The 13,623-nt window shown below is 68.4% G+C and carries 12 protein-coding genes; 8 read left to right on the forward strand and 4 right to left on the reverse strand.

Translation table 11 applies throughout. The annotated features are described in order from the left end of the window. Positions 1-9 precede the first annotated feature (9 nt). From E0500_RS08665 to E0500_RS08680, 4 genes are all read left to right on the forward strand, one after another. Positions 10-501, forward strand: a complete 492-nt coding sequence (locus E0500_RS08665; protein WP_131558473.1) for a low molecular weight protein-tyrosine-phosphatase — start codon at positions 10-12, stop codon at positions 499-501. Then, on the forward strand, positions 498-1,634 hold the full coding sequence (locus tag E0500_RS08670) for a cystathionine gamma-lyase (RefSeq protein WP_131558471.1): 1,137 nt from the start codon (positions 498-500) through the stop codon (positions 1,632-1,634). The genes E0500_RS08665 and E0500_RS08670 overlap by 4 nt, the downstream gene beginning before the upstream one ends. 212 nt (positions 1,635-1,846) lie before the next feature. Beyond that, positions 1,847-2,752 carry a LysR family transcriptional regulator gene (locus tag E0500_RS08675; protein WP_131558469.1) on the forward strand — a complete coding sequence of 302 codons (906 nt, stop codon included), beginning with the start codon at positions 1,847-1,849 and terminating at the stop codon, positions 2,750-2,752. Positions 2,753-2,960: 208 nt separating this feature from the next. Beyond that, positions 2,961-3,443 (forward strand): NUDIX domain-containing protein, encoded by a 483-nt coding sequence (locus tag E0500_RS08680; RefSeq protein WP_131558467.1) that lies wholly within the window; start codon positions 2,961-2,963, stop codon positions 3,441-3,443. Positions 3,444-3,455: 12 nt separating this feature from the next. Here E0500_RS08680 and E0500_RS08685 read toward each other — a convergent pair whose 3' ends face one another. Continuing rightward, on the reverse strand, positions 3,456-4,898 hold the full coding sequence (locus E0500_RS08685; RefSeq protein WP_131558465.1) for a globin domain-containing protein: 1,443 nt from the start codon (positions 4,896-4,898) through the stop codon (positions 3,456-3,458). A 660-nt stretch (positions 4,899-5,558) separates the two neighbouring features. Here E0500_RS08685 and E0500_RS08690 point away from each other — a divergent pair. Further along, positions 5,559-6,425: a GNAT family N-acetyltransferase gene (locus E0500_RS08690; protein WP_131558463.1), complete on the forward strand. Its 867-nt coding sequence runs from the start codon at positions 5,559-5,561 to the stop codon at positions 6,423-6,425. Between the two features lie 84 nt (positions 6,426-6,509). On the opposite strand, the gene E0500_RS08695 is transcribed toward E0500_RS08690, so the two are convergent. Continuing rightward, a complete protein-coding gene (locus E0500_RS08695; RefSeq protein WP_165934834.1) occupies positions 6,510-7,748 on the reverse strand; it encodes an MFS transporter in 1,239 nt (412 codons plus the stop codon). A gap of 141 nt (positions 7,749-7,889) precedes the next feature. On the opposite strand from E0500_RS08695, the gene E0500_RS08700 reads away from it, so the two are divergent. Together E0500_RS08700 and E0500_RS08705 are read left to right on the forward strand one after the other, a co-directional pair. After that, positions 7,890-8,348: a MarR family winged helix-turn-helix transcriptional regulator gene (locus E0500_RS08700; protein WP_131558461.1), complete on the forward strand. Its 459-nt coding sequence runs from the start codon at positions 7,890-7,892 to the stop codon at positions 8,346-8,348. A 9-nt stretch (positions 8,349-8,357) separates the two neighbouring features. Continuing rightward, entirely contained in the window at positions 8,358-8,810 is a 453-nt protein-coding gene (locus tag E0500_RS08705) for a GNAT family N-acetyltransferase (protein WP_131558459.1), read from the forward strand. Positions 8,811-8,893: 83 nt separating this feature from the next. Here E0500_RS08705 and E0500_RS08710 read toward each other — a convergent pair whose 3' ends face one another. Beyond that, positions 8,894-10,282 (reverse strand): serine hydrolase, encoded by a 1,389-nt coding sequence (locus E0500_RS08710; protein ID WP_131558457.1) that lies wholly within the window; start codon positions 10,280-10,282, stop codon positions 8,894-8,896. Between the two features lie 45 nt (positions 10,283-10,327). Next, positions 10,328-11,803, reverse strand: a complete 1,476-nt coding sequence (dnaB, locus tag E0500_RS08715) for a replicative DNA helicase (RefSeq protein WP_131558455.1) — start codon at positions 11,801-11,803, stop codon at positions 10,328-10,330. A gap of 454 nt (positions 11,804-12,257) precedes the next feature. Here dnaB and E0500_RS08720 point away from each other — a divergent pair, with 454 nt between their 5' ends. Next, positions 12,258-13,601 carry an MATE family efflux transporter gene (locus E0500_RS08720; protein WP_131558453.1) on the forward strand — a complete coding sequence of 448 codons (1,344 nt, stop codon included), beginning with the start codon at positions 12,258-12,260 and terminating at the stop codon, positions 13,599-13,601. Positions 13,602-13,623: the final 22 nt, after the last annotated feature.

The following is a 13,623-nucleotide window of genomic DNA, read 5'->3' on the forward strand; positions in this document are numbered from 1 at the left end:
TACCCCGCTATGACCTACCGTGTCTGTTTTGTCTGCACCGGCAACATCTGTCGTTCCCCGATGGCCGAGTCCGTCTTTCGCGCGCGCGTAGAGGAGGCCGGGCTCGACAGCCGGGTCGAGGTCGACAGCGCGGGCACGGGCAGCTGGCACGAGGGCGACGGTGCCGACCCGCGCACCGTCTCCGTCCTCGAGGCGAACGGCTACGGGAGCGAGCACGTTGCCCGGCAGTTCCAGGACTCCTGGTTCGCCCGCCTCGATCTCGTGATCGCCCTCGACTCCGGCCATCTGCGGGCCCTGCGCCGGCTGGCGCCCACTCCGGAGGACGCCGAGAAGGTCCGGCTCCTGCGCTCGTACGACCCCGCCGCGGGCGATGACCTCGACGTACCGGACCCGTACTACGGGGGCATGGACGGCTTCGAGGAGTGCCTTGAGATGCTGGAGGCGGCGAGCCCAGGCCTGCTCGCCGTCGTACGGGAGCATGTGGAAGGACAGGCGGCATGAGCGACTCGGCGGTCTTCGGCGACGGCACACGTGCGGTACGGGCAGGGCTGCCCGAGCCCGTCAAGCACGAGCCCACCCTCCCGGGCCCGGTCTTCGCCGCCCACTACCACCTGCCGGGCGACCCCACGGGCCCCTACACCTACGGCCGCGACGAGAACCCCACCTGGACCCTCCTGGAGCGCGCCATAGCCGAGCTGGAGGCGCCGGGCCAGGACGACGCCGAGACGCTCGTCTTCCCCTCCGGCATGGCCGCCATCTCGGCCGTCCTCTTCTCCCAGCTCCGCACCGGTGATGTCGCGGTACTGCCGAACGACGGCTATCAGGCACTGCCGCTGGTGCGTGAGCAACTGGAGGCGTACGGCATCGAGGTGCGTACGGCACCGACGGCCGGCAACGCGCAGCTCGACGTTCTCGACGGCGCGAAGCTGCTGTGGATCGAGACGCCGTCGAACCCGGGTCTCGACGTGTGCGACATCCGGCGGCTCACCGAGGCGGCACACGCGCGTGGGTGCGTCGTCGCCGTCGACAACACCCTGGCGACCCCGCTCGGGCAGCGGCCGCTGGAACTGGGGGCCGACTTCGCCGTGGCCAGCGGCACCAAGCAGCTCACCGGACACGGCGACCTCCTGCTGGGGTACGTGGTGAGCCGCGACGCGGGGCTGCTGACGGCGGTGCGGCGCTGGCGCAAGATCGCCGGGGCGATCCCGGGGCCCATGGAGGCCTGGCTCGCCCACCGTTCGCTGGCCACGCTGCACCTCCGCGCCGACCGCCAGAGCGCCAACGCCCTGGCCGTCGCCGAAGCGCTGAAGGGGCGGCCCGAGGTGACCGGGCTGCGCCATCCGGGACTGCCCGACGATCCGGCGCACAAGGTCGCCTCGCAGCAGATGCGGCGCTACGGGTGTGTGGTGTCGTTCTCGCTGCCCACACGCGCGCGTGCCGATCGTTTTCTGGACGCGCTGCGCCTGGTGGACGACGCCACGAGCTTCGGCGGAGTACGGTCCACCGCCGAGCGGCGCGGCCGGTGGGGCGGGGACGCGGTCCCCGAGGGATTCGTCCGCTTCTCGGCGGGCGCCGAGGACACCGACGACCTGGTGGCCGATGTGCTGCGCGCCCTTGACGAGTCGGCGGGCTGACGGAGCCGATCGTTACCGCCTGGTACCCCACTACGCGGATCGGGCGGTCCGAACCTCCCCCCTCGTGGCTCGGACCGCCCCCGGTTCTGCGCGCGAAGAACCGCGTCAACAAGGCTAGTTGACTCTGTGTCAGTGTCCAATCACAGTAGCGACAGAGACCTATCGACTTATTTATAGTTGGGCGCTCCGGGGATGGGAGGGGAGGGAGCACCATGGATTTGGCCCTGCTGCGGACGTTCGTCGCCGTGCACCGGGCCGGCTCCTTCACCCGCGCCGCCGCACTGCTCGGTCTCTCGCAGCCGGCCGTCACCTCGCAGATACGCACGCTGGAGCAGCAGCTGGGACGCCCCTTGTTTCTGCGTCAGGCGCGCGGGGTGACCCCCACGACGATCGGCGACGAGCTCGCCCACAAAGCGGCCCCCCATCTCGACGCCCTGGTCGAAATCACCGAGACCGGGCTGGACGAGGACTCCTCCTTACGCACCCTGCACCTCGCCGGGCCACCGGAGTTCACCGCCGAACGTGCCCTGCCCGCCCTCACCGAGCTGACCGGGGACCGCGGGCAGGGTTTTGCGTTGCGGGCCTCGTTCGGAAATGCCGAGGAGACGCTGGAAGGGCTTGCCGCCGGACACCATGATCTGGCCATCACAACGGCACGTCCGCGTGGCGCCCTGCTCACCGCGACTCCGCTCTGCGACGAGGAGCACGTCCTGATCGCGGATCCACGCTGGGCTTCCCGTGTCGGTGCGGCCAAGCTGCGCCGCAAGGACGCTCACGCACTGGAGAACCTCCCGGTGGTCGAGGTACACGAGTCGCTGCCCTTCGTCGCCCGCTACTGGGCCTCCGTCTTCGACTCCCGGCCCGCCGCTTCGGGCACCGTCATCGTGCCCGACCTCCGCGCGGTCCTCGCCTGTGCCGTCACCGGCGCGGGCCTGGCCGTGCTGCCCCGCTATCTGTGCGCGTCCGCCCTGGAGCGCGGTGACGTCGTGGCGCTCCTCGAACCGGCGGTGCCCCCGCTGCGCACGTACTTCCTGGTGGTGCGGACCGGCACACTGGCCATGCCGCACATCGCGCGGGCACACGAGCGGCTGCTGCGGGCGGCCACGGGCTGGTCGTAGCGCCGGAGACTGCTTGTGCACACGGCACACGTGTCGGCGCGATGACGGCATGACGTGCGGGTGCGCTCCCAGGAGCGGGGCGCCGGCAGCACGGAACTCGTCTCTCCCGGGGCTCCCGTCCCAGGCTTCTTTCCGACGCATCGTCCCGAGCTTCATTTCCGGGGCTGGGCAATGTTTCACGTGGAACCAACCGGGCCACATTTCTCCCATGACCGTCCGACCCGTGGTCAAGCGCACCGCCCGCGCCATCCTGCTCGATGGCGACGACCTGATCCTGATCAAGCGGACCAAGCCAGGCGTCGATCCCTACTGGCTCACACCGGGTGGCGGGGTGGAGCCCGATGACACGACCGTCGTCGACGCGCTCCATCGCGAGGTACACGAGGAACTCGGCGCCAAGATCACCGATGTGGTGCCCTGCTTCGTGGACACCGTCGAGCACATCGGCGAGGACGGCGGCGCGACTGGCGTGAAGGTGCAGCACTTCTTCGTCTGCCGCCTGGAATCCATGGACACCTCACAGCGGCACGGTCCCGAGGTCGACGAACCTCTGGGCGAGTACGAGATCGTGCGCGTGCCGTTCACACGGGTCGGGATCGCGTCCGTCCACCTCGTACCACTGTCCCTGCGGCACTACCTCGACGGGAACATCGAGGGCGTCCGGGCGATGCACGCGCCCGACCTTGGCTGAGCCCGACGAGCCTCAGTCCGCTGCCGCGACCAGTTCCTCCACCGAGTCGTGCCGTATGCGGTTCCAGGGCATGCCAATGCCCCTCAGCGTGTCCACACCACTGCGGATCAGGCCGGGCGGACCCGAGAGATACGCGTCGTACTCGTTCCAGGGCCCGAACTCGCGCACGGCATCGGGGAGCTGCAGGAGCCCTTGCCGGTCCACGACCGTGCGGATCTCCAGCCATGAGTGGCTCTGCTTCATTCGCAGCAACGTGTCGATGTCGTACAGGTCGTGATCGGCGCGTGCGCCGTAGAACACCTCGACGGAACGCCGCTCGCCGTGCTCTGCGACGTCCTCGACCAACGCCTTGATGGGCGCTATGCCTGTGCCGCCGCCGACACACAGCAGTCCGCTGTCAGTGGTGTGGTCGACCGTCATCGAACCCGCCGGCGGCCCGAGTCGTAGGACGTCGCCGGGGCGAGCCCGGTGCACGAGCGCAGTGGACACCCAGCCTGCTGGGATCGCCTTCACGTGGAACGACAGAAGGCCGTCGGAGCGGGGCGCCGAGGCGAATGAGTAGTGCCGCCATATCCGCGGCCACCAGGGAGTCTCCAGGCTCGTGTACTGCCCGGCGAGGAATGGGTACGGCTGGTCGGGCCTGACGGTGATGACCGCGATGTCCGGCGTCCTGAGATCGTGCGAGACGACCTCGGCCATCCACCAGGGCGGGGACCGCAGCTCGTCCTCGGCCGCCGAGTCGATCATCACCTGGGAGATGGTCGTGTACGCCCGCACCCAGGCCGCCTCGGTCCTTTCGTCCCAGATGGCGCTGGCGAACCGGCTCAGCGCCCCGATGAGGCACTCACCGACGGCCGGGTAATGCTCGGGCCGGGTGCCGTACTTGCGGTGTCCCCGGCCGAGATTCTGCAGGTAGTCCTCCAGCACCGGGGCGTTGTCGATGTGTTCGGCCGCGATCAGCAGAGCCTTGAGGAGGCGATCGCGCTGGGTGTCCATCGCCGGTGGGAAAAGCGGACGCAGCTCGGGATGCCGCACGAAGAGCAGGGCGTAGAAGTAGGAGGTGACCTTGTCGGCGACCGGGCTGATCTCTTCCATGGTTTGCCGGATGAGCACGGCGTCCGGGGAGGCCTGGGGAGAGGAGGCGGAGCGTTGGGGGGGTACACGCTCTTGCTGGAGGGTCGCCTGGGGCGGCGGGGCCTCGGCGGATGCCGGCACGCCCTCGTCCGGTATTCGTTCCTGAATACCGGCGATTCCGCTTGTTGCAGGGATGCCGCCGCCAGATGCGGGCTCACCCTCCGCAGGCCGGCCGAGCGGGCGCAGCCCGGCCAGACGGCTGCCCTCGGTCTCCTGCTCTCCGCCGGCGGGTGTGGGCTTTTTACGCGGGGTGAACCAGCCGCCCGCGCCGTCGCCGCCGGACGTGCCGTTATCGGCCGACGTGGTGGTCGGAGCGTCCATGGTGTGCCTCGCCTCGAACTTCTTTCGGTCGTTCTGCGTACCCCCCGGGCGGGAGGTTGCCTGCTGTCCCCCGCAGACGGCCTTGCATTCCCCGTTCGGTCCCATCGGCCAAGCGGCCACATTCAACCCGGATTCCGGCCGCGTACGGACAAGTAGGCAAGTGAGATGGACCGCAGTTCTCACACCGCAGCGTCCCACCGTGTACCAGCGGCCGATCACTTAACGCAGAATGCGGGTCTTCGATCTCTCCGTCCCATTACGCTTCATTGGCCTGCGTTCATGCCCTGGTGAGATGAGCGCACACCTCACCCCGGACAAGAACCGGACTCGACCATACCGGCAGACGTCCCACACACAAGTCCCCCCTTCCTTCACCACGATCTGTACAGCGTGCGAAAGTCAAGATTTCTTCAACTGCTGGGCGCGGCACACCCATTCATGTGCTAGCCAGACATCGAAGCGTCGCACCACCAGCCGGGTCAGGAGGTCGGCGGATTGACCTGTGAGGGAGATCAGGTGCCGTCGGCACGACGAGCGTGATCGTTGTTTCACGTGAAACACCTGTCCGCCTGCTGTGGTCTTGAGTACATGGCCAAAAGCTCATGCGTGTCCCCGCAAACCGGTGGACGCCAGGGGCGCAGGTCAGACAGCCTGACCTGCGTGCCGACACCTTCTCTCGCCGCTCTCCCCATCCGCCGCCTGACGCCTCGCGATCTCACCGCCTGCGCCGACTTGTCCGAGGATCGGGGGTGGCCCCGTGAGGAACACAAATGGGGGCTGCTTCTCGCGGCGGGCAAGGGATACGGCATCGACGACCCCGGCGGCGGCCTCGTCAGCGCCTGCGTCGTCACCGAGTACGGCACAACGGGCCGCCCGGATCTCGGGGCGATCGGCATGGTTCTAGTGGCCGAGCGTCATGCCCGTCAGGGTGTCGGCCGCCGTCTGATGCAGCATGTCCTCACAGAGGCGGACACGACCCCGCTGACGCTTCATGCGACGCCGTACGGCCGGCCTCTCTATGAGGAGCTGGGCTTCAAAGTCACCGGCCGGGCCGAGATGGTAGTCGGGCACTTCACGCCCGGCGGACGGCCACCTGTGATCGCCACCCGGCCGGCCACAGCCGAGGACGTCACCACGATCCTCCGGCTCGACGAAGAGGTCTTCGGCGCCGACCGCACCCATGTACTCACGCGCCTTCCGGCATTCGTCGACCACCTTCACGTCGCCGTGGAAAACGGCCGGATCATCGGGTACGGGGCCGCCTGGCCCAACGTGGACACCCACGTCGTCGGTCCCCTCATCGCACGGGACACGGAGACAGCGAAGGCGCTCATCACTTCCCTGGCCGCTCGTACCGACCGCGCCCTGCGTACCGACATCGACGTACGCCACGACGAGCTGCTGACGTGGGTGAAGGACCGCGGGCTGACCTCCATGGCCTTCAATGCGGTGATGACCTATGGGATCGCCGAACTGCCGGGCGACTGGACCCGGCGGTTCGCTCCCGTGACGGTGGCGGCGGGCTGAGGGCATCCACGAAAAGCAGCGCGGGGACCGTTGTGGCCCCCGCGCCGAGTTTCGGGCCGGGATTGGGGGAGCCGACGCGGGGGGTCAGCTCCGAACAGCGGACCGTTGCTCGGTGGCGTTCCCCATCACTGCGGCTCCGTCGCCCGTCCCAGCTCCGGCCACGACCGTGCTGGATGCGCTACCCCTGCGCTCCAGGGCGGCTGAGAGGACAGCCAGGACGAGGGCGGCCCCGGCGAGGGCGGCGCCGACCCAGTTGGGGGCCGTGTAACCGAGACCCGCGGCGATGACGAGACCGCCGAGCCAGGCAGAGAGCGCGTTACCGAGGTTGAAGGCGCCGATGTTCACCGCCGAGGCCAGCGTGGGGGCGGCGTGCGCCTGGTCGAGGACGCGCTTCTGCAGCGGTGGAACGGTCGCGAAGCCCAGGGCGCCGACCAGCGCGATCGTCACCGCGGCCGCGATCTTGTCGTGCGCGGTGAGGGTGAAGAGCGCGAGGACGACGGCGAGGGCGCCCAGCGAGATGTACAGCATGGGCATGAGCGCGCGGTCGGCGAACCTGCCGCCCACGAGGTTGCCGACGACCATGCCCAGGCCGAAGAGGACGAGAAGCCAGGTGACGGAGGAGTCGGCGTAGCCCGCGACATGCGTCATCATCGGCGCGATGTAGGTGATGGCCGCGAAGACACCGCCGAAGCCAAGGACGGTCATCGCCATGGCGAGCAAGACCTGCACGTTCTTGAAGGCGGCCAGCTCATGGCGCAGGTGCACCCCTTCCGGCCTGGGCATCTCCGGTACGAGCCGTGCGATGCCTGCCAGGCCCAGGACCCCGAGGGCGGCGACGACGGCGAAGGTGACGCGCCAGCCGACGGACTGCCCGATAAAGGTGCCCAGCGGCACGCCGACCACGTTGGCCACAGTGAGTCCCGTGAACATCATCGCGATGGCTCCGGCCTTCTTTTCGGGTGCCACCAGGTCGGCTGCGACGACCGAGCCGATGCCGAAGAAGGCACCGTGGGCGAGCGAGGCAATCGCACGGCCGATCAGCATGACGGCGAAGACAGGTGCGACGGCGGACACCAGGTTGCCGACGATGAACAAGCCCATCAACAGCATCAGCATCCGCTTGCGCGGAATCCTGGTGCCCAGGACGGTCATGATCGGGGCGCCCGCCGTGACGCCCAGTGCGTAGCCGGTCACCAGCCAGCCGGCGGTGGGGATGGAGACGCCGAAGTCCTGGGCGACCTCGGGGAGGAGGCCCATGATGACGAACTCGGTCGTGCCAATGCCGAAAGCCCCGATCGCCAGGGCCAGAAGCGCGAGAGGCATGAAGGGTGTCACCTTCCGAGTGGATTGCGGGAGCACTTTGCCAGCGCCAACAATAGTTGCAGACGCGCCCTAACTGCAAAAGCCGTCTATTGCTCCGGTGTCATATCCTGGATCCAGCCGCTCCGGGACGGAGGAAGACGCATGACAGCGACGGACCCCGCACTCACCGCCCTCTCCCAGGGCTGGTGCGCCCTCTCCCTGCTGCACGGGAGGATCGAGGTCCACATCGAGCGCGCGCTGCAGACCAAGCACAACCTGAGCGTGCGCGAGTACTCCCTGCTCGACGTACTCAGCCGTCAGCACAATGGCGATGGGGGCCATCTGCAGATGAAGCAGGTCGCCGACGCAGTCGTCCTCAGCCAGAGCGCCACCACGCGGCTGGTCACCCGCCTTGAGGACCGGGGGCTCCTGGCGCGCTATCTGTGCCCCACCGACCGCCGCGGCATCTACACGGACGTCACCGAGGCGGGGCTCACGCTTCTCGAAGAGGCACGCCCCACCAACGACGCCGCCCTGCGCGAGGCCCTCGACAAGGCGGCCGAGACTCCCGAACTGGCCCCCCTCATCCGGGTCGTCGAGTCAATGAGCACGCCCGCATAGGCTGCGCCCATGGGAGATCTTGAAATACGTCCGGCCGTCACCGACGACGTCCCCGACATCGTCGCCATGCTCGCCGACGACCCGCTGGGCGCCCAGCGGGAGTCACCGAACGACCTGACGCCCTACCTGACAGCCCTGGAACGCATCAGCGGCGACCCGAATCAACACTTGGTCGTCGCCGTACGCGAGGGCCGGGTCGTCGGCACCCTCCAACTCACGATCATTCCCGGACTGTCGCGCAAGGGCGCGACCCGATCCGTCATCGAAGGCGTCCGTATCCACACCGACGAGCGCGGCAGCGGCCTCGGCACGAGGCTCATCCAGTGGGCGATCGACACATCCCAGCGCCAGGACTGCCAGTTGGTCCAGCTCACCTCTGACGCCACCCGCACCGACGCCCACCGGTTTTACGAGCGGCTTGGCTTCGAGGCCTCTCACGTGGGCTTCAAGTTGCCGCTCTGACGGGCTGTCTGTGTGGTGTTGGGTGCTGTTTCACGTGAAACAGCACCCAACACCACACAGACAGCTCATACGCTCCGCAGGGGCTACGAGATCCCGCGCCACCCCTCAGGGTCCACCCCACCCGGCACCGAAGCCCCCTCCTCGTACGGCTGCCGCGTGAACACAAACGATCCGAGGTCCAGATGGTCCGCGGACCCGTCGTGCCGTCTTACGGCCCGCAGGGACTCACCCGCGAAATAGCCATCGAGTCCGGTCCATGTGCCGTCACGGTTCGCCCTGAACCGCGCACCCAGGCGGCCGTTGCCCGACAGCGGTTCCAGCGAGAGACCCCCGCCGGCCACGAGCCGCAGCGCGAAGGCATGCGTGCCCCAGTACCACTGCCCAGCCAACTCCAGAACGGGCCGGTCGACTTCAGGCAGCGGCCGCCACGGCTCGGGAATCCGGGGCTCGGCCTCCGCCACGATGGCGACGAGGTCGGCGGCGACATCCGACGCGACGGGCCCCGAGGTGCAGTTGACCAGCACGACGGCCGCCACGTCATCCTCCATGCTGATCGTGAGGCTCGCGAGGAAGCCTGGCACGGATCCGTTGTGCCCCACGAGGAAGCGGCCGTCGCGCTGCTGGAGTTTCATGCCGAGCCCGTACGCCACGCCCGCGGCCACATCCGCCGCCTCGGCCGGCGCGGCGGGCGTCCGCATCTCCAGTAGGGACTCCGCGCTCAGCACTCGGTCGTCGCCGCGGGCGAGGAACGCTGCAAAGCGGGAGAGGTCGCCGGTCGTGGACCAGAGTTGTCCCGCGGGCGCCATGCGTCCGAGGTGCTCGGTGGGCTCCGGCAGCATCACATCCGCCCAGGGATGTACGGCCCAGCCGCCCGCATGGGGCGCCTGCGGGTCGCCGCTCGTGCGGTGCAGGCTCAGCGGTTCGAGTACCTCACGCCGCAGCACGTTCTCCCAGGGGGCACCTCGCAACTCTTCGACGAGGGCACCCAGAAGCGTGTAGCCGGTGTTGGAGTAGTGGAAGCGGCGGCCCACGGGATGCCGGTGCGGCTGCTCGCCCAGGACATCGGCGAGCTCCGGACGCAGCGAGCCAGGGGTTCGCTCCCACCAGGGCGCGGGCGACTCCGCCGCCAGGCCAGCGGTGTGCGCGAGCAGTTCGGCAATCGTGGCCTCCCCCGCGCCGGTGCCCGGCAGGTGCTTCTCCAGCGGGTCGCCGAGGTCCAGTACGCCCTCGTCACGGAGCCGCAGCACCAGGACGGCAGTGAACGTCTTGGTGATCGAACCAACCCTGTACTGCGTGTTCTCGTCCGGAGCGTGCCCCTCCACGGAGGTCCGTGCCCCGGTCCACACCGTCCGGCCACCGCGGACGACGGCAGCGACCATGGACGGCGCCCGCCCCTCGGCCTGAGCCACGGCGATGCGGTGCAGCAGGGCGCGACGCGTGGCGGGCAGCAACTCTTCCTGAGGTGTTGTCATGCGTCCCAGTCCACCGGGCCCGGAACCGGCAGTCGAGCGGATTTATCAGGTCTGCGCCATGTCCACGAAGCGTGAGTAATGCCCCTGGAAGGCAACGGTGATCGTGGCCGTCGGGCCGTTGCGGTGCTTGCCCACGATGATGTCCGCCTCGCCCGCGCGCGGGGACTCCTTCTCATAGGCGTCCTCGCGGTGCAGCAGGATCACCATGTCCGCGTCCTGCTCGATCGATCCGGACTCACGCAGGTCGGAGACCATGGGCTTCTTGTCCGTGCGCTGCTCGGGGCCACGGTTGAGCTGGGACAGCGCGATCACTGGAAGCTCCAGCTCCTTGGCCAGCAGCTTGAGGTTTCGCGACATGTCGGAGACTTCCTGCTGGCGGCTCTCGGACCGTTTACCGCCGGACTGCATCAGCTGCAGGTAGTCGATGACGACCAGCTTCAGATCGCTGCGCTGTTTGAGACGGCGGCACTTGGCACGGATCTCCATCATCGACAGGTTCGGGGAGTCGTCGATGTAGAGAGGAGCGGCCGAGACATCCGGCATCCGGCGCGCGAGGCGGGTCCAGTCCTCGTCGGTCATCGTCCCGGACCTCATGTGGTGCAGGGCCACGCGCGCCTCGGCGGACAGCAGACGCATCGCGATCTCATTACGGCCCATTTCGAGCGAGAAGATCACGCTCGGCATGTTGTGCTTGATCGAGCAGGCCCGTGCGAAGTCCAGCGCCAGCGTCGACTTACCCATGGCGGGACGGGCGGCGATGATGATCATCTGGCCCGGGTGCAGACCGTTCGTGAGCTGGTCGAGGTCCGTGAAGCCGGTCGGCACACCGGTCATCTCCCCCGACCGGGAACCGATCGCCTCGATCTCGTCGAGCGCGCCCTCCATGATGTCGCCGAGCGGCAGATAGTCCTCGGTGGTGCGCTGCTCGGTGACGGCGTAGATCTCGGCCTGTGCCCTGTTGACGATCTCGTCGACGTCGTCATCGGCCGCGTACCCCATCTGCGTGATCCGCGTACCGGCCTCGACCAGGCGGCGCAGGACCGCACGCTCGTGGACGATCTCGGCGTAGTACTCGGCGTTCGCCGCCGTCGGGACCGTCTGGACGAGGGCGTGCAGATACGCGGGGCCACCCACCTTGGTGATCTCGCCGCGCTTGGTGAGCTCGGCGGCGATCGTGATGGGGTCGGCCGGCTCACCCTTGGCGTAGACGTCGAGGATGGCCTGGAAGATGGTCTCGTGCGCGGGCTTGTAGAAGTCATGGCCCTTGAGTACCTCGACCACGTCCGCGATGGCGTCCTTGGACAGGAGCATGCCACCGAGAACGGACTGCTCGGCATCGAGGTCCTGTGGCGGTACCCGCTCGAACGACGGCCCCGCGCCGTCCCACGCACTGTCCTCACGGCCCCGGTCGTGCTGTTCGTCACGGCCGCGGCCACCAGTGCTGCCGCGACGGGAGGCGGGCAGACGATCGCTGGGTCCGCTGTCGGCCCACGGCTCGTCCAAGGGCTCGGAAATGCTCACCGGGCCACCTCCTCCCGTCCGCCCGAGCGGACCTCGCCGTGCCCCTCTTTCTTACGGCACGACACTGACAAATAAGAGGCCCAACTCCGCTTCTGGCACGTCGGTTTTGCGTGCATTCCGAGACCTGAAGACAGGGCGGGCGCCGCACCACGGTAGGCCGCTCGGCACCGTCAGCCAATCTGGTTATCCACAGGCCATGTGGACGACGGCCCTGATGCTGTGGAGAACTCCACAAAACCTGTGCACGACACGGTGGACAGGCCTGTGAACAAGCCTTGAGACATCCGCACCCAATGGCTCTGACCTGCTACTTTCCCATCCACCGGCTGTGCAGAAGAAAAACTTTTACAGCCAGACCAAGATCCTCTCGAACGAGCCGCCACGACACGCCCGAGCGAGCCGACAGTAAGGGGTAATCGCCCATTGCATCTCTTACCTGTGGACGGTTAGATTGATGTCCATGACACAGGCTCCCGCGGCGTCCAGGGCCGCTCGGCGACAGCACGACCGAGAGATCGTCATGCTGGCTGTTCCGGCCTTCGGCGCACTCGTCGCCGAGCCTCTCTTTCTGTTGGCCGACACCGCCATCGTCGGCCACCTCGGCACCGCACAGCTGGCCGGCCTCGGCGTCGCCTCCGCCCTCCTCACCACCGCGGTGAGCGTCTTCGTCTTCCTGGCGTACGCCACCACGGCCGGGGTCGCCCGCCGAGTGGGCGCCGGCGATCCGCGGGCCGCCATCCGTCAGGGCATGGACGGCATCTGGCTCGCTCTCCTTCTCGGCGCCGCCGTCGTGGTCGTCGTCCTGCCCGGAGCGCCTGCACTGGTGAATCTGTTCGGCGCCTCGGACACCGCGGCCCCGTTCGCGACCACGTACCTCCGTATTTCCGCACTCGGTATCCCGGCGATGCTGGTGGTGCTCGCCGCCACAGGCGTCCTGCGCGGACTCCAGGACACGAAGACTCCGCTGTACGTCGCCATAGGGGGCTTCGTTGCCAACGCCGCCCTCAACGTGGGTCTCGTCTACGGCGCCGATCTGGGCATCGCCGGCTCCGCGTGGGGCACGGTCATCGCCCAGTGCGGCATGGCCGCGGTGTACCTCTGGGTCGTGGTCCGCGGGGCACACAGGCACGGTGCCTCGCTGCGACCGGACGCCGCCGGGATACGAGCCAGCGCCCAGGCCGGGGCACCGCTGCTGGTGCGTACGCTCTCACTCCGGGCCATCCTGATGATCGCCACCGGGGTCGCAGCGCGCCTCGGAGACGCCGATATCGCAGCGCATCAGATCATCCTTTCCCTGTGGACCCTGCTTGCCTTCGCGCTCGACGCGATAGCCATCGCGGGGCAGGCCATCATCGGCCGTTATCTCGGCGCGGGCGACGCCCAAGGGGCCAGGGAGGCCTGTCGACGCATGGTGCAGTGGGGCATCGCCACCGGCATCGTGCTGGCACTGTTGGTGCTCGTCAGCCGCCCCGTGTTCATCCCGCTCTTCACCGGCGATCCGGTTGTCCAGGACGCCGCGTTGCCCGCCCTCATCGTGGTGGCACTCTCCCAGCCGATCTCCGGCATCGTGTTCGTTCTCGATGGCGTGCTGATGGGCGCGGGAGACGGCCCGTATCTGGCGTGGGCGATGCTGCTGACCCTCGCGGTCTTCGCGCCCGTGGCACTTCTCGTTCCGGCTTTCGGCGGCGGACTGACCGCACTCTGGGGAGCAATGACGCTGATGATGGCGATGCGCATGCTGACACTGTGGCTTCGCTCCCGCTCAGGCCGCTGGATCGTCACGGGGGCGACCCGCTGAGCAAGTTGACCGCGCTCGAGTC

The organism is Streptomyces sp. KM273126, assembly GCF_004337435.2.
Classification (GTDB): Bacteria; Actinomycetota; Actinomycetes; order Streptomycetales; family Streptomycetaceae; genus Streptomyces; species Streptomyces acidicola.